The 24,005-nt window shown below is 65.6% G+C and carries 22 protein-coding genes; 11 read left to right on the top strand and 11 right to left on the bottom strand.

The window, feature by feature from the left end; translation table 11 throughout:
• Nucleotides 1-362: 362 nt before the first annotated feature.
• The 3 genes from HOY44_RS15995 to HOY44_RS15985 are packed head-to-tail and all read left to right on the top strand — an operon-like array spanning nt 363 to nt 3,698.
• Complete coding sequence (locus tag HOY44_RS15995) at nt 363-1,814, top strand: aminomethyl transferase family protein (RefSeq protein WP_287436004.1); 1,452 nt, start codon at nt 363-365, stop codon at nt 1,812-1,814.
• A gap of 55 nt (nt 1,815-1,869) precedes the next feature.
• Entirely contained in the window at nt 1,870-3,285 is a 1,416-nt protein-coding gene (locus HOY44_RS15990; RefSeq protein ID WP_008330032.1) for a phenylacetate--CoA ligase family protein, read from the top strand.
• The gene (locus HOY44_RS15985; RefSeq protein ID WP_287436002.1) at nt 3,285-3,698 is read left to right on the top strand and encodes an acyl-CoA thioesterase; all 414 of its coding nucleotides are present in this window, start codon (nt 3,285-3,287) and stop codon (nt 3,696-3,698) included. The genes HOY44_RS15990 and HOY44_RS15985 overlap by 1 nt, the downstream gene beginning before the upstream one ends.
• Before the next feature lie 33 nt (nt 3,699-3,731).
• On the opposite strand, the gene HOY44_RS15980 is transcribed toward HOY44_RS15985, so the two are convergent.
• From HOY44_RS15980 to HOY44_RS15955, 6 genes are all read right to left on the bottom strand, one after another.
• A complete protein-coding gene (locus HOY44_RS15980) occupies nt 3,732-4,256 on the bottom strand; it encodes a MarR family winged helix-turn-helix transcriptional regulator (protein ID WP_008330034.1) in 525 nt (174 codons plus the stop codon).
• 68 nt (nt 4,257-4,324) lie between these two features.
• Nucleotides 4,325-5,038 carry an ABC transporter ATP-binding protein gene (locus HOY44_RS15975; protein ID WP_138423368.1) on the bottom strand — a complete coding sequence of 238 codons (714 nt, stop codon included), beginning with the start codon at nt 5,036-5,038 and terminating at the stop codon, nt 4,325-4,327.
• Nucleotides 5,031-5,780 carry an ABC transporter ATP-binding protein gene (locus tag HOY44_RS15970; protein WP_008330036.1) on the bottom strand — a complete coding sequence of 250 codons (750 nt, stop codon included), beginning with the start codon at nt 5,778-5,780 and terminating at the stop codon, nt 5,031-5,033. Before HOY44_RS15970 ends, HOY44_RS15975 begins: the two co-directional genes overlap by 8 nt.
• Entirely contained in the window at nt 5,777-6,730 is a 954-nt protein-coding gene (locus HOY44_RS15965) for a branched-chain amino acid ABC transporter permease (protein WP_287435998.1), read from the bottom strand. The genes HOY44_RS15970 and HOY44_RS15965 overlap by 4 nt, the downstream gene beginning before the upstream one ends.
• On the bottom strand, nt 6,727-7,590 hold the full coding sequence (locus tag HOY44_RS15960; RefSeq protein WP_287435996.1) for a branched-chain amino acid ABC transporter permease: 864 nt from the start codon (nt 7,588-7,590) through the stop codon (nt 6,727-6,729). The genes HOY44_RS15965 and HOY44_RS15960 overlap by 4 nt, the downstream gene beginning before the upstream one ends.
• A gap of 54 nt (nt 7,591-7,644) precedes the next feature.
• Complete coding sequence (locus tag HOY44_RS15955) at nt 7,645-8,814, bottom strand: ABC transporter substrate-binding protein (RefSeq protein ID WP_287435993.1); 1,170 nt, start codon at nt 8,812-8,814, stop codon at nt 7,645-7,647.
• 528 nt (nt 8,815-9,342) lie between these two features.
• Here HOY44_RS15955 and HOY44_RS15950 point away from each other — a divergent pair.
• The 5 genes from HOY44_RS15950 (at nt 9,343) to HOY44_RS15930 (ending at nt 15,285) form a co-directional block, all read left to right on the top strand.
• The gene (locus HOY44_RS15950; protein WP_287435992.1) at nt 9,343-10,962 is read left to right on the top strand and encodes a thiamine pyrophosphate-binding protein; all 1,620 of its coding nucleotides are present in this window, start codon (nt 9,343-9,345) and stop codon (nt 10,960-10,962) included.
• A 298-nt stretch (nt 10,963-11,260) separates the two neighbouring features.
• Nucleotides 11,261-12,469 (top strand): C4-dicarboxylate TRAP transporter substrate-binding protein, encoded by a 1,209-nt coding sequence (locus HOY44_RS15945; RefSeq protein WP_235889067.1) that lies wholly within the window; start codon nt 11,261-11,263, stop codon nt 12,467-12,469.
• A 79-nt stretch (nt 12,470-12,548) separates the two neighbouring features.
• Nucleotides 12,549-13,124 carry a TRAP transporter small permease subunit gene (locus tag HOY44_RS15940; RefSeq protein ID WP_008330042.1) on the top strand — a complete coding sequence of 192 codons (576 nt, stop codon included), beginning with the start codon at nt 12,549-12,551 and terminating at the stop codon, nt 13,122-13,124.
• Complete coding sequence (locus HOY44_RS15935; RefSeq protein WP_287435987.1) at nt 13,121-14,593, top strand: TRAP transporter large permease; 1,473 nt, start codon at nt 13,121-13,123, stop codon at nt 14,591-14,593. Before HOY44_RS15940 ends, HOY44_RS15935 begins: the two co-directional genes overlap by 4 nt.
• 65 nt (nt 14,594-14,658) lie before the next feature.
• Nucleotides 14,659-15,285, top strand: a complete 627-nt coding sequence (locus HOY44_RS15930; protein WP_287435985.1) for a TetR/AcrR family transcriptional regulator — start codon at nt 14,659-14,661, stop codon at nt 15,283-15,285.
• Here the strand turns inward: HOY44_RS15930 and HOY44_RS15925 are convergent.
• From HOY44_RS15925 to HOY44_RS15905, 5 genes are all read right to left on the bottom strand, one after another.
• A complete protein-coding gene (locus tag HOY44_RS15925; RefSeq protein ID WP_287435983.1) occupies nt 15,282-16,061 on the bottom strand; it encodes an IclR family transcriptional regulator in 780 nt (259 codons plus the stop codon). The two genes, HOY44_RS15930 and HOY44_RS15925, sit on opposite strands and share 4 nt — an antisense overlap.
• Before the next feature lie 68 nt (nt 16,062-16,129).
• Nucleotides 16,130-17,686 carry an AMP-binding protein gene (locus tag HOY44_RS15920; RefSeq protein ID WP_287435981.1) on the bottom strand — a complete coding sequence of 519 codons (1,557 nt, stop codon included), beginning with the start codon at nt 17,684-17,686 and terminating at the stop codon, nt 16,130-16,132.
• On the bottom strand, nt 17,683-18,474 hold the full coding sequence (locus HOY44_RS15915) for an enoyl-CoA hydratase/isomerase family protein (protein WP_287435979.1): 792 nt from the start codon (nt 18,472-18,474) through the stop codon (nt 17,683-17,685). Before HOY44_RS15915 ends, HOY44_RS15920 begins: the two co-directional genes overlap by 4 nt.
• A complete protein-coding gene (locus HOY44_RS15910; RefSeq protein WP_287435977.1) occupies nt 18,471-19,391 on the bottom strand; it encodes an acyl-CoA dehydrogenase family protein in 921 nt (306 codons plus the stop codon). Before HOY44_RS15910 ends, HOY44_RS15915 begins: the two co-directional genes overlap by 4 nt.
• 2 nt (nt 19,392-19,393) lie before the next feature.
• Nucleotides 19,394-20,545, bottom strand: coding sequence for an acyl-CoA dehydrogenase family protein (locus HOY44_RS15905; protein ID WP_287435975.1), 1,152 nt, complete (start codon nt 20,543-20,545; stop codon nt 19,394-19,396).
• A gap of 209 nt (nt 20,546-20,754) precedes the next feature.
• On the opposite strand from HOY44_RS15905, the gene HOY44_RS15900 reads away from it, so the two are divergent.
• From HOY44_RS15900 to HOY44_RS15890, 3 genes are read left to right on the top strand one after another with little or no spacing between them, the layout of a single operon-like run.
• Complete coding sequence (locus HOY44_RS15900) at nt 20,755-21,885, top strand: acyl-CoA dehydrogenase family protein (RefSeq protein ID WP_287435973.1); 1,131 nt, start codon at nt 20,755-20,757, stop codon at nt 21,883-21,885.
• Complete coding sequence (locus HOY44_RS15895; RefSeq protein ID WP_287435971.1) at nt 21,882-22,799, top strand: acyl-CoA dehydrogenase family protein; 918 nt, start codon at nt 21,882-21,884, stop codon at nt 22,797-22,799. The genes HOY44_RS15900 and HOY44_RS15895 overlap by 4 nt, the downstream gene beginning before the upstream one ends.
• Complete coding sequence (locus tag HOY44_RS15890) at nt 22,796-23,620, top strand: SDR family NAD(P)-dependent oxidoreductase (protein WP_287435969.1); 825 nt, start codon at nt 22,796-22,798, stop codon at nt 23,618-23,620. Before HOY44_RS15895 ends, HOY44_RS15890 begins: the two co-directional genes overlap by 4 nt.
• The last annotated feature ends 385 nt before the right edge of the window (nt 23,621-24,005 follow it).

Below are 24,005 nucleotides of genomic sequence, written 5' to 3'. Positions count from 1 at the left end.
GCCTGAAGCCGAAGTGAACTTTGACCAAGACCCCTCCGCCCGGCCGCGGCCACGGCGTGTTCATCGCCCTGTATAGGGCGCAAAGACAGAGCCACTCAATCCGGGCCGTGACGCGGACGGTGTGAAACAGGCGCGCGGGATCGAAGCGTCGGTCGGGTCCGGCGCAGACGCAATCCGGCGACCCAACCTCTCCACTTAAAGTTTCCTGACGCCCGTTCCGGGACGTGCAGCCGAGGAAAGATGTGTTGACATCACAACCCGAAATCGACAAGGTGCACTTGTTGACATCGCAACAGATCGCTAGTCTCGAGTCGAACTGGTCACGAGATGCGATACGATGTCGGGCCAAGAGGGAGGATACCATGGCACAGAAAGATACGGGGCAGTCGCTTTCCGACCTGCTCGAAACCATTCCCAACGTCACCGATCATCTGTTTCGCAATGCGCCCAAGGCGGCGATGACGATCTACAGCCAGATGATGCCGGGCGACGGCGTGCGGCCCGAATTCACCACGTGGCGCGACGAACAATGGGCATGGCGCAACACCATCGCGGTGCACGACCAGAGCTACCACATGAACTCGACCCATGTGCGCGGCCCCGATGCGCTGGCCTTCACGCAATACCTGTCGGTCAACAGCTTCAAGACCTTCGAAATCGGCGCAGCCAAGCAACTCGTCTGCTGCTCGCCCGAAGGTTACCTGATCGGTGACGCGATCCTCTACCGGATGGGCGAAGACGACTACATGGTCGTGGGCAACCCGGCGACGACCGAATGGGTCGAATACAACGCCGAAGTGCTGGATTTCGACGTGACGACCGAAAGCGACCCGATGTGGACGCTGAACAAGGCCAAGCGGCGCGAATTCTACCGTTTTCAGGTCGAAGGCCCGAAGGCGTGGGAACTGCTGGAAGAGCTGAACGGCGGCCCCCTGCCCGAAATCAAGTTCTTCAAATCCGCCGAGATCAAGCTGGGCGACTACACCGCGCGCGGTATGCGTCACTCGATGGGCGGGATGCCGGGGCTGGAGATTTCCGGGCCGTGGGACGATTACCGCGCTGTAAAGAAGCTGCTCATGACGGCGGGCGAGAAATACGGCCTGCGCATGGTCGGCTCCATCGCCTATTTCACCACAGTGATCGAAAGCGGCTGGTGGGCGGTTCCCGTATCCGCCGTCTATACCGGACAAGGCACCAAGGGTTATCGCGACTGGATGAGCGCCAAGAACGCCTCCATGCGGATGTCGCTCGGCGGGTCGCTTTATTCCGAGAACATCGAGGATTATTACCTCACACCCTATGACGTGAATTACGGCCACATCATCAAGTTCGACCATGATTTCATCGGGCGCGACGCGCTGGAGGCGATGGGGACCGAGCAGAAACGCCGCAAGGTGACGCTGGTCTGGAACGCCGAAGACGTGATGGGCGTGCAGCAGTCGATGCTCGAGGATACCGGCGAGGTGAACCCGCTTCCCATCACCATGCCCTTGGCCGCCATCGCCCGGATGCATTACGACCGCGTCGAAGACACCGAAGGTAACCTGATCGGCCTTGCGACCTATCCCGGCTACACCACCAACGAACGCGCGATGATGTCGATCGCTTCCGTTGACGTGGCCTTTGCCGAACCGGGCACCGAGGTCGTGCTGGTCTGGGGTGAGGACGGTGGCGGATCGCGCTCGGCAGGCAACATCGAACCGCATCGGCAGGTCCGCATCCGTGCGACCGTGGCCCCGAGCCCGATCTCGAAAGCGGCACAGAGCTACCGTTCCGACATCGGCATCAAGCGCGGATCGCTCGAAGAAGCGTGAGCCATGGGCTTCGGCGGCGGGAGGGCCGCCGGAGCCTTTCGTCAGGGAGGATGACATGACGCACCCAAGCGCCCGCGCGGACGAGACGCGCAAGACATGGAAAGCCGTGCTCGAGACGTATCACGAGGATCGCTCGACGCCAGTCACGCCGGAATACTGGTCGGACAAGGACACGTGGTCGCGCGACCGGATCGAAGCGGTCCAGAACGAAAAGATCGCCGCCGTCGCGCCGTTTCTCTATGAAAACAGCGCCTTCTACCGCCGCCGTTTCGACAAGCTGGGCGTGGCCCCCACGGACCTGAAAGACGGCGACAGCCTGATCGCCAACTGGCCCATCGTCACCAAGCAGGAGATGATGGAGGACGCGACCGAACATCCGCCCTACGGCACCTACACGACCTGTTCGGACGAGGACTGGGCCGACCGCGGCTGGATGCTGTTTTCGTCCTCGGGATCGACAGGTGTGCCCCGCGTGTTCCGCTACACCCATTTCGACCGCCAGTATTGGGAACAGGCCAACGCCCGCGCGCTTTATTCCGGCGGGCTGCGTCAGGGCGACAGCGCGATCCCGATGGTCGGCTTCGGCCCGCACGTGTTCGCCTGGGGCGTGCAATACACACTGGCCAAAATGGGGCTTCCCGTCGTGCCGGGTGGCGGTGTGGACGGCCACGCGCGCGCGTCTTTCATCGACCGCTTCAAACCCACCGTCCTCGTCTGCACCCCGTCCTACGCGCTGTATCTGGGCCGCGTGATGCAGGACATGGGGATGGACCCGGCGGCCACGTCGATCAAATGGATGGTCACGGGGGGCGAGCCGTTCTCAGGCGTTTCCGGCACGCTCGAACGGCTGCAAGACCTGTGGGCGGCCAAAGCGGTGGAATTCTACGGCTGCACCGAAGCCTCCCCCCATTGCGGCGGCTACTCCTGCCCCGAATATCAGGAAGGCGACGAGCCGTTCATTCACTTCATGGAAGACATCCAGCTTTGGGAAACCGTCGATGCCGATACCCTCAGCCCCGTGGCCGACGGCGAGCGCGGGCTGACGGTCTGTACCAACCTCAACTCGGAAAGCTCCGCACAGCTTCGCTTCCTCGTGGGCGACTATACCCGCCTCAGCCGTGAACCCTGTGCCTGTGGCCGCAATCACGTTCGCGGGCTGGGGTGCATGACCGGCCGTTCCGACGACCTCATCAACCTGCGCGGCATCAAGTTCTTCCCGGTGCAGATCGAAGAGGCGGTGCGCGCCGTTCCCGGCACCGGCGACGAGTTCCAGATCCGGCTGACGACGCAGGACGACGGCCTCGACGTCATGCGCGTGCTGGTCGAACACGAAAGCGACGTGGCCGACCGTGTGGCCAAGGAAATCCGCTCGCGTTGCGAAATCCGCTGCGCGGTCGAGGTGGTGACGCCGAACACTCTGCCGAAATCCGAAATGAAGGCGAAACGCGTCTTCGACGAAAGGAACAAATGATGCTGTCGAACACCCTCAAGCGCCGCGTGGAATGGGGCGATTGCGACCCGGCGGGCATCGTGTTCAACCCGCAGTTCTTCCGCTGGTTCGACCACGGCACCTCGATGCTCTACGAAGCCGCAGGGTGGCCCAAGCAGGAGATGCTGGCGAAATTCGGCGCGGCGGGCTGCCCCCTCGTCGACACCCGTGCGACGTTCAAGGCACCGTGCAGCTACGGCGACGATATCGAGATCACGACGGAAGTGGCCGAAGTGAAGGACCGCAGCTTCGACATTCGTCATACGCTCACGAAGAACGGCAAGGTCTGCGTCGAAGGGGTCGAAACCCGCGTCTGGACCGTGAAAGACCCGGATCGCGGCCTGAAATCGGCGCCGATCCCCGAAGAGCTCGTCCAGCGTTTCCGCGCGGAGTGAGACCGGAAGGCGGGGCAGTCCCCGCCGTGCAACCTAGAGGTCGTCGACGTTGCGCCGCATGATGCGGATCACGCGCAGGAAAGCCTCCAGATCGTCCGGGTCCACGCCCGCGATCAGCTTGCGCTCACGTTCCAGCGCGGCGGCGAGGATCGTGTCGTGGATCTCGTACCCTGCCTCGCTCAACGTCCATTTCCGGCGGCGCGGATCGTTCTCGAACGTCTCGAAAGTGACCATACCGACCTCGGCCAGCTTGGCGAGCGACCGGCTCGTCGCGCCCTTGTCGAGCGACACGACCGAGCAGATGCGGGAGGCCGGAATGCCCGGTTCGATGGCGAGCATCGAGATCACGCGCCAATCGACGATACCGATCCCGTAGTCGCGCAGGTATTGGGCCGACGCGCCCGACGACAGCGCGTTGTTCACCGACGACAGGAAGTAGGGAATGTAGGTGTTGATGTCGATGACGCGATGACCGGCCTTGCCCAGCCGCGTCGGGCTGGAAATCCGTGCTTCCGGGCAGCGGCCCGCTCCGTCTTTGGATTTGTCGTCTTTCGCCATGCACCGGCCCCGCGTAGATCGTCACCTCGAACTGTCCAATGGAGGGCCGACTGTCAAGGGCGACAGGTTCAGTCCGCCAGCATCCCGACCCCGACGTGGCGTTCGACCCGTGCGGGATCAGCCCTGAGCGCCTCGGCGGTCGCATCCTCGACCACCGCGCCCGCGTCGAGGATCACGACACGTTCCGCGAAGTCCAGCGCCAGTTCCGTGTGCTGTTCGACCAGTAGAACGGTATGTGTGCCGTCCGCCGCAATCCGTTCGAACGTCTCCATGAGCATGTCGCAGATCACCGGGGCCAGCCCTTCGAGCGGCTCGTCCAGCATCAACAGGCGCGGTTGACCGAGTAGCGTGCGCGCGATGGCGAGCATCTGCTGCTCGCCGCCGGACAACTGGGCGCCGCCGTTTGTGCGGCGTTCCGCGAGACGCGGAAACATCTCATACGCCTCGTCGATCCGTGCATCGCCACGCAGGCCCGCGAGCAGGTTTTCTTCCACCGTCAGCGAGGGGAAGATGTCGCGGGTCTGGGGCACAAGGCCAAGACCGGCCCCCACCCGTTTGTGCGGCGCAAGGGTCGAGACATCGACGCCCGCCGACATGACCCGGCCCGCGTGCAGCCGGGTCAGGCCCATGACGGTGGACAGGAGCGTGGTTTTTCCCACGCCGTTGCGGCCGATGATCGCCACCCGCTCGCCCTGCCCAACCGTCAGGTCGATCCCGTGCAACACGGTGGTATCGCCATACCCTGAAACGACGCCTTCGAGCTTGAGAACCGGATCAGCCATGATGCGCCCCCAGATACAGATCGCGCACCCGCTGGTCCGCTGCGATGTCTTCCGGCGCGCCCTGTGTCAGGATGCGCCCGTTCACCAGAACAATGATCGACCGCGCGACGCGGAACACCAGCTTCATGTCATGTTCGATGATGAGCACGGCGAGGTCGTCGGGCAGCCGTTCGATCGCATCCGTGATCAGGTGGCTGTCGGACGACGGAACCCCGGCCGCCGGCTCGTCCAAGATCAGGACGCGTGGCTTGAGCATCAGGGTCATCGCCATTTCCACCAACCGCTGCTGGCCATAGGCAAGGTCGGAGACGCGCTTGTCGCCCAAGGGTGCGAGCCGGAAGGCCGCGAGTTGCGCGGCGATCTCGTCCTCGACATCGGCCCAGCTGTCGGCGCGCCGGAACCACGCCCGCGCCCGCCCGTCGCGTTCCTGCGCGGCAAGGCGAAGGTTGTCGCGCACCGTGAGGTCGCGAAACAGCGTGGTGATCTGGAACGTCTTGGCGATGCCCGCCCGCACCCGCTCGGCCTCGCCCATCGGGCGGATGTCGCGTCCGTCCAGCGTGATCTCGCCCGCGCTGGGGGTCAGCTTGCCCGTGATGAGGCTGGAAAAGGTCGTCTTGCCCGCCCCGTTCGGTCCGATCAGCGCGACACGCGCGCCGGATGGCAGGTCGACGTTGATGTCGTCGGCGACCACGATCCCGCCGAACCGTTTCTGAAGCCCGCGCACCTGAAGTCCGGTGGTCATGAGCGCCTCCCCAACCGCATGAGCGCCGCCGGAAGCCGGATCATCCCGCCCGGCAGGAAAAAGACGACGCCGAGGACGAGGAACCCGATCAGGAACAGCCAGTTGAACGGATCGGCACTGGCCGCGACATGATGCACGGTCATGAACAGGACGGTGCCCACGATCGCGCCCCACAGCCGCCCGGTCCCCCCGAGGATCAGCATGATGAGCGCCTCGGCGGACAGCGTGAAGGAATAGACTTCGAGACTGACGAGCTGGGTGACCTGCGCCGCCAGCGCCCCGGCTATTCCGGCGATCCCGCCACCCAGAGTGTAGGCGAGCACCTGACGGCGGTAGACCGGCGCGCCGATGGCGGTCATGCGTTCGGGGCTTTCGTGAATGCCGCGCAGCGACAGGCCAAGCGGCGCGGCGGCCAGCCTGCGCAGTACGAGAAAGACCACGAACACCACGACCGCCACATACCAATATGCCGTGCGGCCGATGAAATCGAACTCGAACAGGCCCAGCACCGGCTCCATCCGGATGCCGCGCAGGCCATCCGCCCCGCCCGTCACGTCGCGCGCCTTGTTCGCGATCTCATGGCAGATCTGCGCCACCGCGATGGTGAGCATGATGAGCGTCAGGCCCTTGGTCCGCATGAGCACTAGACCCGACACGACCGCGAGGATCGCACCGGCCACCATCCCGACCACCAGACCGGGAAGCGGCGCCGCCGTCACATGCACCGCGAACAGCCCCGCCGCATAGGCCCCGGTGCCGTACATCGCCGCCTGACCCAGTGTCGCGATCCCCGCGAACCCGAGCACGAGGTCGATCGACAGCACGAAAAGCACCATGATGAGGATGCGCGTCACGAACGCGAGGTTGTAGGGGAAGGCGAAGAAGGCCGCGATCACGACGAGGACCAGAAGCGCCTCGGCGGCGAAGGGGATACGGGCGAGACGTGTCATGCGAGCCGCCCCCACAAACCTTTGGGCCTGACCGCGAGGAACACGATGATGCAGGCGAAATAGAAGATCGTCCCGTATTCGGGCACGAGGTAGCGCGATGCGGTCTCGATCAGTCCGAGGCCCAGCGCGGCCGCGAAGCTTCCCGCGATGGACCCCATGCCGCCGACGGCGACGACGACCAGAAAAAGCACCATGTAGCGCAGCGGATAATAGGCCTCGATGGGCAGCATCTCGGCCCCGAGGATACCGCCGAGGGCTGCGAGACCCGCACCAAGGCAGAAGGTCGCGGAATAGATCAGTCCGGTGTTGATCCCGATGGCCCCGGCCGTCGCACGGTTGTCCACGGCGGCGCGTAGCCGGATTCCGAACCGGGTCCGGTCGATCAGCAGCCACAGCCCGATGATGACCGCGACGCCGACCCCGATCACGACGATGCGGTGCAGTGGCAGCGTGCGGAACCCGAGGTCCACCGACTGCGCAAGCCCGCCGGGCAACGGGAGCGCAAGCAGCGTGGAGCCTTGGAGGCGGTTCACGGTCGCGATCATCAGGAACGTAAGCCCTATGGTCGCCAGTACCTGCTGCAAGTCGCCGAACCCATAGATGCGGCGGTAGATCAGCCGCTCCAGAGGCCAGGCGAGCGCGACGGTGGCCGCGATGCCGAGAAGCGCGGCGGGAACGTATCCGACGCCCGCCTCGCTCATCAGAACGTGGGCGACGACACCGCCCAGCATGGCGAACCCGCCATGGGCAAGGTTGATGACCCGCATCAGCCCCATCGTGACCGACAGGCCGACCGAGATCATGAACAGGATCATGCCATAGGCGACCCCGTCGATCAGGATGTTGAGAATGAGCGACATCGCCTGCCCTGCTGCCGGTCAGGCAAGGCGCCCGAAGGCGCCCTGCCCCGTCCTTTACTTGCCCCAGCCGAGATCGCCCACGGTGGCGATCACGCCCTTCTCGCGGTTGACCAGAAGGCCGCTTTCCGCGTCGCGCTCGACTTCGCGGATATAGACGTTCTGCACGACGGTCCGCGTTTCCGGGTCCATGACCAGCGGGCCACGCGGGCTTTCCCATTCCAGCCCTTTCGCCGCTTCGATCGCTGCGGGCCCGTCGGACCCTGCCGCCTCGACCATTTCATAGATCAGGTGCGTGCCGTCATAGGCCCCGATGGTCGCCCAATTGGTCACCGAGTCCGGATGCAACTCGAGATTCTTTGCGATGAAGGCCCGGTTCATGTCGCTGTCGTGGTCGGCGGAGTAATGGTAGGCGGTGGTGAGGCCGATGGCGGCATCCCCGAACGCCTGAAGGTTCGATTCCTCCGTCTCGGCCGTGCCCAGGAACATGATCCCCTCGTCGCGCAGACCGTTTTCGTTATAGGTCTTGGTGAACCCGAAGGTGGGCGGGCCGCCGGGCAGGAAGGTGAACAGTGCATCCGGCGACTGATCGCGGATCGACTGGATGAACGGCGTGAAGTCGGTGGTCGACAGCGGCATCCGGATCGAATCCAGCACCTCGCCCCCGGCCTCGGTGAAGGCCGCGACAAAGGCGTTCTCGGCGTCGATCCCGGGGCCGTAATCCGTCACCGTCGTCACGACCGAGCGGATGCCCTGTTCATAGGCCCATTCCGCCAGCGGCATCGAAACCTGCCAGAGCGTGTAGCTCGTGCGCAGATAGAAGTCGGACTGCGCGTTGATCGCGCTGGTGGCGGCGTTGAAGATCACAAGCGGCGTCTCGGACTGGTCGAGAAGCGGGGCGACGGCCATCGCGTTCGGCGTGAACACGTAGCCCGCAAGGTAATCCACCTGCTCCTTGATCAGAAGCTCCTGGGTCAGGCTGCGGGCCTGATCCGGGTTCGGGCCACCGGAGTCCTTGTAGATGAACTCGATCTCGTGCTCGCCGGCGGTGGTGCCGTGCTCGGCCTGATAGACTTCGATCGCTTCCTGAAACTGTTTGCCGTAGAGCGCGAACGGCCCCGAAAACGGCGCGACGACGCCGACCTTGATCGTGTCGGCCTGCGCACCGAGGCTGGTTCCGAGCAACAGAAGAGCGGCGGCCGAAAGGCCGGTAAAACTGACTTTCATGATGTCCTCCCTTGGCCGGTTTCCCTCTCCGGCACGTTCATCACGTTCGTCAGGATTTGTTGCGATGTCAACAGGAATTTCGAAACGGACCTTGTGGGGTGCCGGTGGCGGGGCTTCTCGAATGGGTCCGGGCGAGAGCAGGTTCGTCCGCTTTCGCCGCGACGTAGTTGTGTCCCTCACCGGGCGTTTTTTGGGTCAGCGGGTCGAGGTTGCGCCTTGGCTGGCTCGCCCTCGCATCTGAGAAACTTCGCTTTCATGGCTCGGCGGTGAGATACCCGTCCGAACCTGTGGCAACGGTTTCCGGACGTTACAACTGTAGCGGATAACCATTTGATCTTACATCACGTTACGGCAGACAAAGGACGCGTCGCGGATGGGTCAGGCCGGAAAAACAACCGCTGCGCCCTCTCTCGTGCCACCCAGATCGGGCAGACCTCCTGAACGTCTCCATTGCCCGACCCGGCGAATTTCGCTAATCCGTGAGTTAGCGAAATCAAGACGCCAGCTCAGCCGGCCACGGGAGTCGACATGCCCAATCACCTGTTCGCGGGTCTCGCCCGCAGTCTCGCGGCACATGGCGTGACACATCTTTTCGGCGTCGTTGGCGATGCCAACGCCTATTTCGTCGATGCTTACGCGCGGCTGGACGGCACGCAATACGTCACCGCCGCGAACGAAAACGGTGCCGTGCTCATGGCCATCGGGGCCGCGATGCTGACAGGCGACGTCGGCTTTTGCACCGTCACCCACGGCCCCGCTTTGACCAATTGCGTCACGGCGCTTGCCGAGGGGGTGCGGTCGAATACGCCGATCGTGCTGCTGTGTGGCGACACGCCGGTGCACGACCGCGAGAACCTTCAGAACATCGACCAGAAGGCGGTGGTCCTGTCGTCGGGCGCGGGGTTCGAGCAGATGCGCAGCCCGCAAACGGCCCTCGACGATCTGGCGCGCGCCGTGCGACGCGCCAAGGCCGAGCGGCGGCCCATCGCCTTCAACATGCCCGCCGATTTCCAATGGTCCGATGTCGACGGCCATGACGTAAGCTGGGACGTGCCCGGCCTGCCCAAGACCGAGATCGAGGGCGACGCGCTGGACAACGCGGTCGGCATGATCGCCGCCGCGCGCAGGCCCGTCGTGCTGGCCGGGCGCGGGGCCATCGACGCGCGCGACGCATTGCTCGCACTCGCCCGCCGTATCGAGGCGCCGGTGGCCACGACGATGCGCGCCAAGAATCTGTTTCGGGGCGAGGACCACGCACTTGGCGTTTGCGGCACTGTCAGCACGCCGCAGGCGACCGATGCGATCATGGGCGCGGACTGCATCATCGCGTTCGGCGCATCGCTCAATTTCCACACGACGGCGCAGGGCGCATTCGTCAAGGACAAGCGCGTGATCCAGATTGCGGACCGGGCCTGCGACCTGGGCACCGGCGCGGTTGCGGATGTGTCGATTCTGGGCGATCCGGCGAGCGTGGCCGACACGTTTCGATATTGGATCGACGAGGCGGACATCCCCGGCTCGGGCTTCACCAACGATCTGCCCGCTCAGGGGTTGGACATGCCCCCGCCCGCGACCGCAACGACCCCGCGCGACGGCTCGGTGGATTTCCTGACCACGTTGGCGCGGCTGAACGACATCCTGCCCTCGGATCGCACATTGGTCACGGACGCGGGCCGCTGGATGGTGAAGAGCTATGGCCTGCTGACCGCCCCCGGCCCGCGCGACCATGTGACCTCAGCCAGTTTCGGGGCCATCGGGCTTGGCCTTGCCACCGCCGTCGGCGCAGGCGTGATGCGGCCGGACCGCCCGACCGTGCTGTTCTGCGGTGACGGCGGCTTCATGCTGGGCAATTTGGCCGAGTTCCATTCGGCGGTGCGCGCGGGCCTCGACCTGATCGTGGTGCTGTTCAATGACGGGAGCTACGGGGCCGAGCATATCCAGTTCCGCGACAAGCAGCTCGACCCCTCGATCACGCTGTTCGACTGGCCGGACTTCACGACCGTCGCCCGCGCATTGGGCGGCGACGGGGTCGCGATCCGCTGCGCGGGCGATCTGGATGCGCTTCCGGAGGCTCTCGAAAACAGGCCCCGCACCGCGCCGTTTCTGATCGACGTGCACCTCGACCCCGACTTCGTCGCGATGTGGTGATCCGTCCCGTATTTTGCGACGGCGCAGGCCGCCATCTCATATAACGGGACAAAACCGGCATCATCTCACGTTTCGAGACATAATCCGTCGCAGGCTTGAAAAGGTGCGTCCGCACAAATACCCCTTAAAATCATGGCTATATGTCGCATCGGCCCGCCTTCACACAAAATATTTCGCTTACCAATGAATTAGCCAAGCATGAAATCTTGTCCCACAAAGTAGGAGGTGCTAGCGTTCCTGACATCGCGGCCCACGCCGCGACAAGGACAAGCGCCGGAGACGGCACAGGGAGGAACTGATGACATTCAAGACTTGGACAAGTGTGTCCGCCGTCGCGCTGATCGCGATGTCGGTCACGTCGCAGGCCACAGCGCAGGAATGGCTCGACAATCTCGAGCCCATGACCCTGAAACTCGCCGATTTCTCGGGCGACCAGAACGCCAACTTCGGCAAGGCGATGGTCGCGTGGGAGGAGTCGATCACCGAATTCACCGGCGGCAAGATCACGTTCGAGAACTACTGGTCCTCGTCCCTGCTGGGTGCGCTCGACACGCTGTCGGGCGTGGGCGACGGGGTGGCCGACATCGGCCTTATCATCCCGTCCTACATGCCGCAGGAACTGCCCGTGGGATCGTGGCTTTTCGGCATGGGTGCCGCCCTGTCCGGCTCGACCGTGCATGACGTGGCGGCGGGCGGTGCAGCCGCGCTGGAAACCGTGCTGACTTTCGAGCCGCTGACGCAGGAATACGCCAGCCACAACGTGAAGGTGCTGCAAGCCACGGCGACGCCCGCCTATAACCTTCTGTGCAACACGCCGATCTCGACCCCCGAAGACGCGCAGGGCAAACGCGCCCGCGCCATCGGTGCCGTCTGGTCGCAGACCGCCGAGGCGCTTGGCATGACGCCCGTGTCGATCGCTTGGGGCGAGGCCTATGAGGGGCTGCAACGCGGCGTGTTCGACTGCATGGTCATCAACCCGAACCAATATGCGGACGGGCTGGTGCTGAAGGACGTCGCGCCGGAATACGTGCCGGTGACGATGGCGCAGCTTCAGGCCTCGACCTGGGTGATGAATCTCGACGTCTGGAACGACTTTCCGAAAGAGCTTCAGGATTTCATCACGCAAGCCAACGTGAAGGCCGCCTATGACATCTGGGAAGGCTACATGGACATCGAGGCCAAGGCGGGCGAGCTGATCGCCGCGGGCGACGTGATCCACACGAACGACGTCTCGGCGCTGGAGCCCATCGCCAAGGAACAGCGCGCGGCCTATGTCGCGGGTCTGGCCGACACGGCACCGGATAGCGTGAGCGATCCGCAGGCCTTCGTCGACGACTATCAGGCGCGCATCGCCTACTGGACCGAGGCGCTGGTCGCCGATGGTTACGAAGTGGCCGAGCGCACGCCCGAGGCCATCGTGGACGCCTTCGCCGGGCTGTCCGAGGTGGACCTGTCGAACTTTTACGAGAAGTTCAATTCCGAGGTCACGCCCGGCCTTATGAACTGAACCTCTCCGGCCCGCCCCCCAAAGCCGGGGCGGGCCGCCCTTGCTTCGCCGCCGTTTCGGGTGAAGGATTTCAAACATCATGACCGACGTGAACCGACCCGCTGACCCGACCGGCCCCGGGCCGACCGACCCCGCGCTGTTGCGGCTTGTCGACGGCTTGGCATTGGCCCTCGCCCTGATCGCAGGGGTCGCGCTGGTACTTCTCGCCGTGAACGTGCTGGTCGACGTGACGGGGCGCGCGGCGATGAACCGGCCCTTCCCCGGCACGCTGGAATACACCCAGAACTGGTGGATGCCGACACTCACGCTGATGGCCTTCGCCTTCACCGAATGGAAGCAGGAGCATATCAAGGTGACGATCCTCCTCGACACGCTTCCGGCAACGATGCGCCGGATGGTCGAAGGGGTCTTCGGTCTGATCGCCACCGTTCTGCTTCTGGTGCTGGCGTATCATGCGTTCAACGAGGCGATGGATGCGGCCGCTTTCGGCAAGACCACGTCGTCCAGCCCGCCGGTCGCCGTCTGGCCGACCATGTTCATGGCCCCCGCGGGGGTTCTGGCCCTTGCCCTGCAAACCGCGGCCACCAGCTTTCGCTATTTCTCGGGGCGCTACCCGCTGCCCGACACGGTTCATGCCGAAGGGGAAGCCGTATGAGCGCCGAGGCTGCCACCCTGTCCCGCCCCGCCTCGCGCGTCGGCGTCGTCATCTTCGTCATCGCGCTCATCGTCGCGGGCGGGTCGCTTTACCTGATGCTCGCGGGCGATCTGCCGAAACAGATCGTGGGGCTTCTGATCGTTCTTCTGTCCATCGTGCTTCTGCTCATGGGCATCCCGGTCGGGGTCGCCATGCTGGGCGCCGCCGTGATCGGGCTTTACAGCCTGTCGGGCGCGCGGGTCGTGCGCTCGACCATGGAAAGCGTGGCCTTCGACGCGACCGCGTCGTGGTCCCTGTCCGTCATTCCGATGTTCATCCTGATGGGCATGATCTTGTGGAAATCCGGCCTCACGACCTCGGCCTTCGGCGCGGCGCGCGTGTGGCTGGGCTGGATGCCTGGCGGGCTGGCGGTCGCCACGAATTTCGCGGGCGCGGCCCTGGCAGCCAGTTCCGGGAGCACCATCGGCATCACCTATGCGCTGGGGCGCGTGTCGATCCCCGAAATGCTGAAATCCGGCTACAGCCCGCAACTGGCGGTGGGCAGCGTCGCCGCAGCGGGCACGCTGGGGCAGATCATCCCGCCCAGTCTTCTGCTCGTCGTCTATGCCGGGGCCGCGTCCTTGCCGGTCGGCCAACAGCTTCTGGCCGGCGTCATTCCGGGCCTGCTCCTCGCCTTTGCCTTCGCCGCGATGATCGTGGTCAGCGCCAAGCTGCGCCCCGGCCTTGCCCCGCGTGTCGATATGTCGGACGTGACATGGGGGATGCGCTGGCGCTCGGCGCTCGACGTCATCCCCATCGCCATCGTCATCACCATCGTGATCGGCGGGCTGTTCGCGGGTATCTTCACCGCGACCGAGGCCGGGGTCTGCGGCATGTTCGCCGCCCTGATCCTGGGCGCCATCCATCTGTTTCGCACCGGCGGCGGGTTGCGCGCCGTGGTCCGAATGCTGCGAGAGTCCCTGATCGGCACGCTGACCGGCACCGCCTCGGTCTTTCTGCTGATCGTCGGCGTCGCCGTCCTGACCCGCGCCATGGCGCTAAGTCAGGTGCCCAACTTCATCGCGACCGAAATCGCGGAACTCGGGCTCGGACGCGTGGAGCTTCTGTTCATCCTGATCGTCGCCTACCTGATCCTCGGCATGTTCATGGACACGCTGGCGATGATGCTGCTCACCATCCCCGTTCTGCTCTCGCCGCTTATCTCGGTCGGCGTCGATCCGCTCTGGTTCGGCGTGTTTCTTGTCGTGATGGCCGAAGTCGGGCTGCTGACCCCGCCTCTTGGTATCCTGACGTTCATCGTCCACCGGATCGCGTCGGACCCGGAGGCGAACCTCGGCAAGCCCATTTCCCTCGGCACCGTGTTTCTTGGCGTGCTGCCCTTCGCCCTCACCGCGATCGCGGTGGTGATCCTTCTGATCCTCGTGCCGGGCATCGTGACGTGGTTGCCCGGCGCCAGCACGATGCGATGAGCGGGGCGGCTTGCGAACCCTCCGCGCCCGGTGGCAAAAGGCGCGACGCGTGAAAGGACACTTCGATGAACGCGAGCGTTGAACTGGGCCCCAAGAAAGAACGGCGCGAGGAATCCGACCGCCGGATGCTGCGCGCGGCCATGGCGCTTATCCGCAAAAAGGGCATCTCCGGCGCGAACCTCGCACAGATCGGACTCGATGCGGGTTACAGCAAGGGCCTCCCGGTGCAGCGGTTCGGCACCAAGCTCGCCCTCCTGATCGCTGTGCTCGAAGCGATCGAGGACCGCTTCCTGCGCCATGTCGAAAAGCGTGTGGGCGACCGCCGGGGCTGCGCGGCGCTGGCCGAACGCATCCGCCTGCAACTCGACGCCGTGCGCGACATGCCCGACAGCGCCATCGCCCTGTATCACCTGATCGTCGAGTCCATGGGCGCGAGCCCGGACCTGCAACCGCGTGTCGCAGCGCTTCAGGCGGCCTATCACGCCAACCTGCGCAGCTACCTGAAACAGGCGCAGGACATGGGCGAGTTGCTTCCCGATATCGACATCGACCAGAGCGCGCGCATGATTTCGGGGACGATCAGCGGTATGAGCATTCAGGCTATCGTGGACGGTCATACGGACAGGCTGGCCGACGATGCCACCTACCTTGCCGAAATGTTCATCCGGCACGTCGCGCGCGGTCCGACCTAACCGACGGGCCCGATCCGGTCCTCGGTCGCCTCGATCTCTTCCGAAATGATCCGCTTCCAGTCCTCGATCCGGGTGTCGTTCACATCCTGCGCGTGGACGGCGATGGAAATGGCAAGGTCCGGCTGGTCCGAGAAGGCCCTGATGCCCCGCCCCAACCCGAAAATCGAGCGATAGGCCCGCCCCCGGCTTTCCGCAAAGCCGGTGCGACGCGCGCGTTCCATCGCGTCGCGCACGCTGTCGGCGCTCAGGCTTTCGAAGGCGTCGAACTCCGGCGCGATGGCCGCGATCACCCGTGCGGCGGTCGCGTCCGGCAGCCCGGCGAGAAGCGCGGTGGCCCCCGCCCCGACGCCCAGATAGCGCCGCTGGCCGACTTCGACCGGGATCACGCGGATCACCGTGCGGCCTTCGGCCTTGTGGATGCACACCGCCTCGAACCCCGAACGGCGCATCAGATAGGTGGTGACGTTCGCGCGTTCGGCCACGCGGTCGACGCAGGCCGTCCACGGGGCGAGGCCCAGCACCCGGTCGCTGACGGCGAGGCCGAGCTCGTAGCTGAGCATCCCCACCTCGTAACGGCGGGTCTCGGCGTTGTAGGCGGCCAGCCCGGTATCGGTGAGGCTTTTCAGGATGCGATGCGTGGTCGAGCGGGGCAGGCCCACGGCTTCGGAAATCGTGCGCAGGGTCTTGGGCGCGGTCCCCGACACATGCGCGATCTGCTTCAGGATCGCCGCCGCGCGCCGGATCGCCTGAGTTCCGTCCTGATTGCCGTCTTTCATTCTGGTCTTGCCTTCCGTTCGCCCGGCGCGATCGGCACCGAACATGGCCTGCACGCTTCGAACCGCACCTAGGCCTTCGTGACCAGCGCCGCCGCCTTGGCCCGCAGGTCAGGTTTCTGCACCTTTCCCACCGCGTTCATCGGCAGCGCCGCGAGCCGTTCGAGACGTTCGGGAAACTTCTGCCGTGCAAATCCGGCGGCCATGAGGTGATCGGTCATTGCCGCGAAATCGAAGCCGTCGCGCGCCACGACGAAGGCCACGACCATCTCACCGCGTTCCGGGTCCGGCGCGCCGACGATGGCGACCTGATCGACCAGCGGGTGGGCGAGCAGCGCGTTCTCGATTTCCAGCGGGCTGATATTTTCGCCCTTCCGGATGATGATGTCTTTCTTGCGCCCGGTGATGACGATGAAACGGTCGTCCACGATCCGGCCCAGATCGCCCATGCGGAAAAAGCCGTCTTGGGTAAAGGCGCCCGCGTCGTCCTCGGGGTCGAGGTAGCCCACGAACATCTGCGGCCCGCGCACGCAGATCTCGCCCTCGTCCAGCATGAGGTCGAGAGCCATTTCCCCGTCGGTTTCGGCGTGAGCCTCGGCGGAGGCCCGGTCGCGGATGCCGGGGCACGCCAGCGGCACTTCGGTCGAGCCATAGGCGCGCGAGACGATCGCCTGCGGCCATGCGGCAAGCGCGCGGCGCACCAGTTCAGGCGGCACGCTGGCCCCACCGCAGACGAAGCGGCGCAGGCTTGGCAGGTCGGACCCCGCCTGCCCCGCCGCCTCCAGAAGCATGGTCAGGAACGGCGTCGCCCCGGCCATGAAAGTGGCACCCTCGGCGTCGATCCGGGCCACGGCGCGCGCAGGCTCCCACCGATCCTCAAGCACCGTGCGGCAGCCGGTGATCCAAGGGAACTCGAAGGCATAGATCGACCCGCCGATATGGCCGATGGGCGATGGCACATACATGACGTCCTCGGCCCCGAGCGACCAGAACCCGGCGGTGTTGCGCACCACGGCGTCGAGGCTGTCATGGGTGTGGATCACGCCCTTGGGCCGCCCGGTGCTGCCCGACGTGAAAATGACGATCTTGGCGTCCCGGCTGTCCGGCAGACGCGGCTCGGCTGGCGGACCTGCGACCAGATCGTCGAACCGGGCCGCGCCGGGCGCGTCGCCGCGCACGGTCACGACATGGGCGGGCGGCGCATCGAGCGCGGCCACGATGGCCGGGTGATCGACCTTGTCCGAGGCGGGCGGCAGAAAGATCGCCTCGACCCCGCAAGCGGGCAGGATCACCTGCAACTCGGCCTTCCGGTAGATCGGCAAGAGCGGCACGATCCGGTAGCCGAACAGCGCGCAGGCGAGGTTGATGACCGCCGCCTCCCACCAATTCGGAAGCTGGAACGCGATGGGCGCACCGGGCGTCAGCCCCATTCGCTCGAAGGCCCCGCCGAAGCGCAGCGCCATGTCCAGCATCTCGCCACGTGTGAGGCGGTGTTCGCCGTCGCGGATCACCTCGCGGTCGGGGTCTTGCGCGGTCAGGTCCAGCGCAATCTCGCCCAGACCGGGACGACGCGGTGCGCGGTGACGGTCGGGGGAGAGCCCCGCCATCCGCTCGTCGATCCTGCTCATTTCCGTTTCTCGCGGGCCTTGGCGAGGAAGGCATCGACGCGGGCCTTGTGTTCCTCGGTGCGCACGGAAAGGGATTCATAAGCGATGCCGGGGTCCATCAGCGCATGGGCCATGCGCTTCAGCTCCATGTTCATGACGGTCTTGGTCCAGCGGATCGCAGGCTGCGCCCCGGCGATCAGCTTGTCGCAGAACCCGTTGACGGCGGCGTCGAGCGCATCGTCGGCGACCACGTGATTGACCAGCCCGATCTCGCCTGCCTTGGCCGCCGTCAGGGTTTCGCCGGTCAGCAGGAATTCCTTGGCGCGGTGCAGGCCGATGAGCGCGGGCCAGATGATCGCGCCACCGTCACCGGCCACCAGACCGATGGCCACATGCGGGTCGCCGATCTTGGCGCTTTCACCAGCAAAGGTCACATCGCAAAACAGCGCGATGGTCGCGCCCAGCCCGATGGCCGCGCCGTTGATCCGCGCCACCACGGGCTTTTCGATGTCGAGAAGCGTGAAGATGAGCGCCTTGGCCTCGGCCGCTTCCTTGTCGAACAGCGTCGGATCGTCGATGACGCGGCGCATCCCCTCGATGTCGCCGCCTGCCGAGAAGGCACGACCCGCCCCGGTGATGACCACCACGTCGCTGCCGGTGTCGTCGCGGGCAAAGGCCAGAGCGTCGATGATTTCGGAATGCATCGGGCCACCGAAGGCGTTGAGCACCTCGGGCCGGTTCATCGTGATCTTCAGCCGCCGCCCGGTGCGGGTCAGCAGCAGGGTTTCAAACTCCGGCAGGTCGCTCATGCCGCCCTCCATCTCGCCTCAGCATAGTCGAGGAAGGCCATCGGTGCGCCACCCATTTCGGCGCGCAGCGCGCGGGCGCGGTAGGTCCAACGGTGCAGCGGGTGTTCCAGTGTCAGGCCCATCGCCCCCATGAACTGGTGCAGGTCATAACCGATCCGCGTGGCATGGTTCTGGACATGGGCAAGCGCGAGGCTCGCATCCTGCGCCGAGCGACTGGACGCGGCCTTGAGCATGAGGAGCCGCGCGCCTTCGAGCCAGACCGAATCCGTCGCGAGGCGGTGCTGCACGCCTTGAAAACTGCCAAGGGCTTGGCCGAACTGCGTCCGTTCACGCACATGGGCGAGGACCGAGGACAGGCCTCCGGCTAGGACACCGGACAGCTCGGCGGCCAGCGCGATCTGCCAGAGTGTGCGGATTTGCGCGGCCTCGACCTCCAGATCGGTCCAGTCCAGCTTGTCCCGCGCCACCTCACCCATCGGATAGGCAAGGAGGCTCGCCACCTCACGCACCTGACCGTCGAGCCTCGCCAGCCGCACAGCCCCGTGGGTGATCGACAGGAGCGCCCCCGCCTGCGGCAGGAAACGGATCGCGCCGGGCGCGTCATCGACCACGACGGCAAGCGGGCGCGGCACGTCACCGCCGAGGAAGGGGCGCAGCAGCGCCGAGGCCGCGCATTCGACCGTCACCGGGACTTGCGCCACCTCGTGCACCATCGCTGCGGCGGCCACGGTGCCGAGGTCCGGCTCTGCGGCGGCGTCATAGAACCCGGCCTCTTCGAGCCGCGCATCCAGCGCCGTGCCATAATCGAACCGCCCCCAATCCGCGACGGTGTGAAAGCCGGTCTCGGCCTCATCTCCAAGCATCTGGGCGAGCACGGTGGCGAAGGTCGCCTGATCTTCGTTGAACGCAAGGTGCATGGTCAGGCCCCTTTCGGCAGGTCGAGGTGGCGGCGGGCCACGAGGTTCAGCTGAATTTCAGCCGCCCCCGCCGCGATGCCCGTGACGATGGCGCGTTCATGATGGGCGAGCATCCCGGCGTGGCCGTCTCCCGAGAAACAGTCGGGCAGAAAATCCATCCCGAAATCCGTCACCGCATGGTCGGCCTCGACCACCGCGACACGGGCGAGGTTTGCGGCGGTGCCCGGCGGCACGCCCCGCGCGCGCTCGTCCACCACACGGTAGACCAAAAGCCGCGCGGCTTCGCAGGCCGCCGCCGCCTCGGCCGCCTTGGCGCGCACGATTGCATTGCCGAACGCACCTCGCGCCTTGAGTTCGCCGACCATCACGTCGAGCACCTGAGACGACATTTCATAGCGCGGGATGCCGACACGTTCGTTGGCCAGCGCGTAGGAGATGATCGTCCACCCCTCGCCCTCTTCGCCAAGACGGCAGGAGGCCGGGACGCGCACGTCCGTGAAAAAGACCTCGTGAATGTCGCCGTGGCCGATGAGGCTGGGGATCGCGCGAACCTCGATGCCGGGCGTGTCCATCGGGACGAGGAAGATCGCGATGGCCGAGCGCCCCTGATCGGCCCCGCCGGTGCGCGCGAGCAGGAAACAGGTGTCGGCCATGCCCGCATAGGAAGTCCAGATTTTCTGACCATTGATGACGTAGTCATCGCCATCGCGGATTGCCTTGGTGCGCAGCGAAGCAAGGTCCGAGCCCGCCCCCGGCTCGGAAAACCCCTGACACCAGATCGCGCGGCCCGCCGCCATGTCGGGAAGGTACTGCGCCTTCTGCGCGTCGGAACCGTAGCGCATCAGGACCGGGCCGATCCAGTTGACGTTCATGTATTGCCCGCCGCGCGGCTCGCCCACCGCCCACATCTCTTCGCCCATGATGAAATGTTCCCACGTCGGACGATCCGCGCCGCCCCATTCGGCGGGCCAGTGGGGGACGAGCAATCCGGCCTCGGCGAGCTTGGGGCAGAATTCGAGCGAGAACTCGGTCTGTTCCCGCGAACCCGGCCCGTGCCGCGCGATTTCGTCCCAGTTGGTGGGCAACTCACGGTCGAGGAAGTCACGCACCCGCGCGCGGAAGGTGTCGTTTTCCTCGGTCCATGTGAAATCCATCGAAAACCCTCCCATTATGCGAGACAGTTTCTGGCCCGCGCGGCGGAATTGAAAATGCCGGCCGACCCGCCCCATGTCAACAGTCCCCGGCTTGACCAAGATGTTTTCAGGCGTATAGCCTATGGCCGAGCCGGGAAGCCGGGCATAGGGAGGAAACAACCACATGCAATTCTATGATCCCACGATATGGAATTTTGTGGATGAATGCGATGCAGCTTGACCCGACGGCCGATGACGAGGCGTTTCGCGCGCAAGCGCGGGACTGGCTCATCCAAAACCGCCCGGCCGAGCCTGCGCCGCGCGAAGGAGAGGCCTCGCGCACATACGCGACCGACTGGTTGGCAAAATGCGCCGCTGCGGGGTGGTCCGGGCTGGCGTGGCCCAAGGAATACGGGGGGCACGGCTTGTCGCCTGCGCGGCTTTTGATCTGGTACGAGGAATACGCCCGCGCCCGTGCCCCCTCACCGCTCGACTGCACCTTCGTCGCGCTGAACCACGCCGGGCCGACCGTGTTCGCGCGTGGCACCGAAGCCCAGAAGGCATTTCACCTGCCCCGCATTCTCGATGGTCGCTCGATCTGGTGTCAGGGGTTTTCGGAACCCGGCGCAGGTTCGGACCTCGCCTCACTCAAGACGACGGGACGGATCGAGGGCGACCATCTTGTCGTCAACGGCCAGAAGATCTGGTCAAGCTACGCCGACATCGCGGATTATCAGGAGCTTCTGATCCGCACCGAGCCGGGATCGAAGCGCCACAACGGGCTGAGCTGGGTGATCTGCGACATGAAGCTCCCCGGCATCACGGTCCGCCCGATCCGCAACATGGCGGGGGTGACGCATTTCGCCGAGGTGTTTTATGACGACGTGCGCATCCCTTTGGACGCCGTGGTGGGCGAGGTGAACGACGGCTGGTCGGTCGCCATGACGACGCTCGCCTTCGAACGGCGCACGGCAGCGATGGCGCTGCAACTCGACCTGTCGGTCAAGGTCGAAGAGCTGATCGCACTTGCCCGACCCACACCCGGCACTGCGACCGCACAACGCCTTGCCGACCTGCGGGCCGAGGCGGCGGGGGTGAGGGCCATGACCTATCGCACGGCCCTGCGCGACCCGGACACGCCCTTCGACGGCTCGCTCGTCCGGCTGACCTTCGCGGAACTCGCCCAGCGGATCGAGCGTGCGGCAATGGACGTGCTCGGCCCCGACAGTCTGACCGACAGCCATTGGACGCACGGCTACCTTGAAAGCTATTCCGAGACGATCGCGGGCGGCACCGCGGAAATTCAGCGCAACATCATCGCCGAGCGCATCCTCGGCCTGCCGCGGGAGGCACGGGTATGAGTTTCGATCTGACCCCCGGCGAAGACCTGCGCCAGATCCTCGACGCCGCGCAGGCGATGCTCGACAGCCACTATCCGGTGGCGCGCCTGCAAGAGGGCATGGGCGGTGACGACCTTGCCCCGCTGGAGGATTTCGGGGCCTTCGCGCTCGCCCTGCCAGAAGATGCGGGGGGCGCGGGCTTCGGCATCGTGGAAGAGGCGCATCTGCACGTGGCTTTGGGCCGTCACCTCGTCGGCCCCGGCGCGCTCGCCACCGCCATCGCGCGGCGGCTGGACGCGGCCGTGACCGCCTGTATCGGCGTCGCGGGCGACGGAACGTGGACACTTATCGACCCGGAGGGCGCGGATCACGCGGTGATACGGGTGGACGGCGGTTTCGGCCTTTCGCCCGTCACCGACCCGAAGACGACCGCCCCGCTCGGCGCGGGTCTGCCCGTCGCCAAGATGGCGCGCACCGGCACCAATCGGCCCGTGGACGCAGACCTCGCCCGCCTGCTTGCCGCCGCGCAACTGCTGGGCGTCGCCACCGGCGCGCGTGATCTGGCGGTCGACTATGCCAAGATCCGCGAGCAGTTCGGTCAACCCATCGGCACGTTTCAGGCGATCAAGCACCATGCCGCCAACATGACGCTGGGGATCGAGATGGTGTCGGCCCTGCTCGACATGGCGGCGATTGCGCTCTGCGACGGTCACCCGGACGCGGGCTTTCAGGTCGCCGCCCTTACCCGCCTCGCCCCGCGCGTCGCGCTCGAAAACGCGCGCACCGGCATCCAGATTCACGGCGGCATCGGCTTTTCCGCCGAGGCGAACGCCCATCTCTTTCTCAAACACGCCCATGCGCTTGCTCAGTTCATCGGACCAGCCGATCTTTTGAGCCTGCCCGCACCGCTCGCGCCCTATGGAGACAACGCATGAAATCAGCCATCGTCACCGGCGCCTCGAGCGGTATCGGCCTCGCCACCGCGCGCGCATTCCTCGAAAACGGCGTCGCCGTGGTCGGCGTGGGCCGGGACGCGACGAAACTAGACGCCGCGCGGGCCAGTCTGGCCGACCTCCCCGCCCCGATGGTGACGCTCGCCGCCGACATCACCGACGACGACGCGCCGAAACGGGCCGTGGCGCTGGCGATGGACGAATTCGGGCGCCTCGATCACCTCGTGAACAACGCGGGCGTCGGCAGCCCGGAGCCGGTGCATTCCACCGATGACGACACGCTCGACCGGTTTCTCGACCTCATGTTGCGCGCACCGTTCCGCCTGTGCCGGGAGGCGCTGACGGCGTTCGGCGACACGGCGACCATCGTCAATGTGTCTTCGACCTATTCCCTTGTCGGCGGATTGCGCGGTGGGGCCTATTCGGCGGCCAAGGGCGGGCTGAACGCGCTTACGCTGCACATGGCGGCGCAATACGGGTCATCCGGCGTGCGCTCGAACGCGGTCGCGCCGGGCGTGATCCCGACCCCGATGACCGAGGCGCGGCTGGAGGTCGAAGCCTTTCGGCGCATGAACACCGACATGACCCCCGCCGCCGGATGGGGCACGGTCGAGGACATCGCGAACGCGATCTGGTTTCTATCCTCTCCCCAATCGGCCTGGATCAACGGTCAAATCCTTGCGGTCGACGGCGGCTGGTCTTCGACCAAATACCTGAGCGAAACCGCGCTTACGGCACCCCGCGAGGCGGTCGAACCGGACTGGACGCATTCGGGACGCAAGCGGGTCAAACGCGAGGACTGATGGTGTCAGGGAGGCAAGTGCCTTTTAAGACTGTATTTGCGCACTGACATTTTGTGCGCAGACCGCGCGTGAACTTTCACTCGTGAGTGCTTCGGCTCATCAGACGTGTTGCAAACCGTATAGGACAGCAGACGGTGCGACTTGGCGTTCCATCATAATCGACGGTCGTGAACGCAGTGCTTCAATGCCGTTTTTTTCTCGTAGCCTTTGCCGCGAGAAGACCGGAACACGTCGCCAGTGCAGCGAAGCGGTCGGGTTCCGATGTGGGCCAACGGTAAGCCCCCTGCCCGACCATCAGACGGCACCCTCAGCAGGCGCGGGCCCTCGGCAGAGCCCGAACCCGTCTCAGAAGCTCGCCCGCTGAGAGCTGTCCTGCGCTCGCGAT

Source organism: Maritimibacter sp. (assembly GCF_016774595.1).
Taxonomy (GTDB): Bacteria; Pseudomonadota; Alphaproteobacteria; order Rhodobacterales; family Rhodobacteraceae; genus Maritimibacter; species Maritimibacter alkaliphilus.
This window is presented reverse-complemented; position numbering and strand designations above follow the sequence as displayed.

Coding starts and splice junctions, on each gene's coding strand:
- HOY44_RS15995 (WP_287436004.1), top strand. CDS start 363: ATGGCACAGAAAGATACGGGGCAGTCGCTTTCCGACCTGCTCGAAACC.
- HOY44_RS15990 (WP_008330032.1), top strand. CDS start 1,870: ATGACGCACCCAAGCGCCCGCGCGGACGAGACGCGCAAGACATGGAAA.
- HOY44_RS15985 (WP_287436002.1), top strand. CDS start 3,285: ATGCTGTCGAACACCCTCAAGCGCCGCGTGGAATGGGGCGATTGCGAC.
- HOY44_RS15980 (WP_008330034.1), bottom strand. CDS start 4,256: ATGGCGAAAGACGACAAATCCAAAGACGGAGCGGGCCGCTGCCCGGAA.
- HOY44_RS15975 (WP_138423368.1), bottom strand. CDS start 5,038: ATGGCTGATCCGGTTCTCAAGCTCGAAGGCGTCGTTTCAGGGTATGGC.
- HOY44_RS15970 (WP_008330036.1), bottom strand. CDS start 5,780: ATGACCACCGGACTTCAGGTGCGCGGGCTTCAGAAACGGTTCGGCGGG.
- HOY44_RS15965 (WP_287435998.1), bottom strand. CDS start 6,730: ATGACACGTCTCGCCCGTATCCCCTTCGCCGCCGAGGCGCTTCTGGTC.
- HOY44_RS15960 (WP_287435996.1), bottom strand. CDS start 7,590: ATGTCGCTCATTCTCAACATCCTGATCGACGGGGTCGCCTATGGCATG.
- HOY44_RS15955 (WP_287435993.1), bottom strand. CDS start 8,814: ATGAAAGTCAGTTTTACCGGCCTTTCGGCCGCCGCTCTTCTGTTGCTC.
- HOY44_RS15950 (WP_287435992.1), top strand. CDS start 9,343: ATGCCCAATCACCTGTTCGCGGGTCTCGCCCGCAGTCTCGCGGCACAT.
- HOY44_RS15945 (WP_235889067.1), top strand. CDS start 11,261: ATGACATTCAAGACTTGGACAAGTGTGTCCGCCGTCGCGCTGATCGCG.
- HOY44_RS15940 (WP_008330042.1), top strand. CDS start 12,549: ATGACCGACGTGAACCGACCCGCTGACCCGACCGGCCCCGGGCCGACC.
- HOY44_RS15935 (WP_287435987.1), top strand. CDS start 13,121: ATGAGCGCCGAGGCTGCCACCCTGTCCCGCCCCGCCTCGCGCGTCGGC.
- HOY44_RS15930 (WP_287435985.1), top strand. CDS start 14,659: ATGAACGCGAGCGTTGAACTGGGCCCCAAGAAAGAACGGCGCGAGGAA.
- HOY44_RS15925 (WP_287435983.1), bottom strand. CDS start 16,061: ATGAAAGACGGCAATCAGGACGGAACTCAGGCGATCCGGCGCGCGGCG.
- HOY44_RS15920 (WP_287435981.1), bottom strand. CDS start 17,686: ATGAGCAGGATCGACGAGCGGATGGCGGGGCTCTCCCCCGACCGTCAC.
- HOY44_RS15915 (WP_287435979.1), bottom strand. CDS start 18,474: ATGAGCGACCTGCCGGAGTTTGAAACCCTGCTGCTGACCCGCACCGGG.
- HOY44_RS15910 (WP_287435977.1), bottom strand. CDS start 19,391: ATGCACCTTGCGTTCAACGAAGATCAGGCGACCTTCGCCACCGTGCTC.
- HOY44_RS15905 (WP_287435975.1), bottom strand. CDS start 20,545: ATGGATTTCACATGGACCGAGGAAAACGACACCTTCCGCGCGCGGGTG.
- HOY44_RS15900 (WP_287435973.1), top strand. CDS start 20,755: ATGCAGCTTGACCCGACGGCCGATGACGAGGCGTTTCGCGCGCAAGCG.
- HOY44_RS15895 (WP_287435971.1), top strand. CDS start 21,882: ATGAGTTTCGATCTGACCCCCGGCGAAGACCTGCGCCAGATCCTCGAC.
- HOY44_RS15890 (WP_287435969.1), top strand. CDS start 22,796: ATGAAATCAGCCATCGTCACCGGCGCCTCGAGCGGTATCGGCCTCGCC.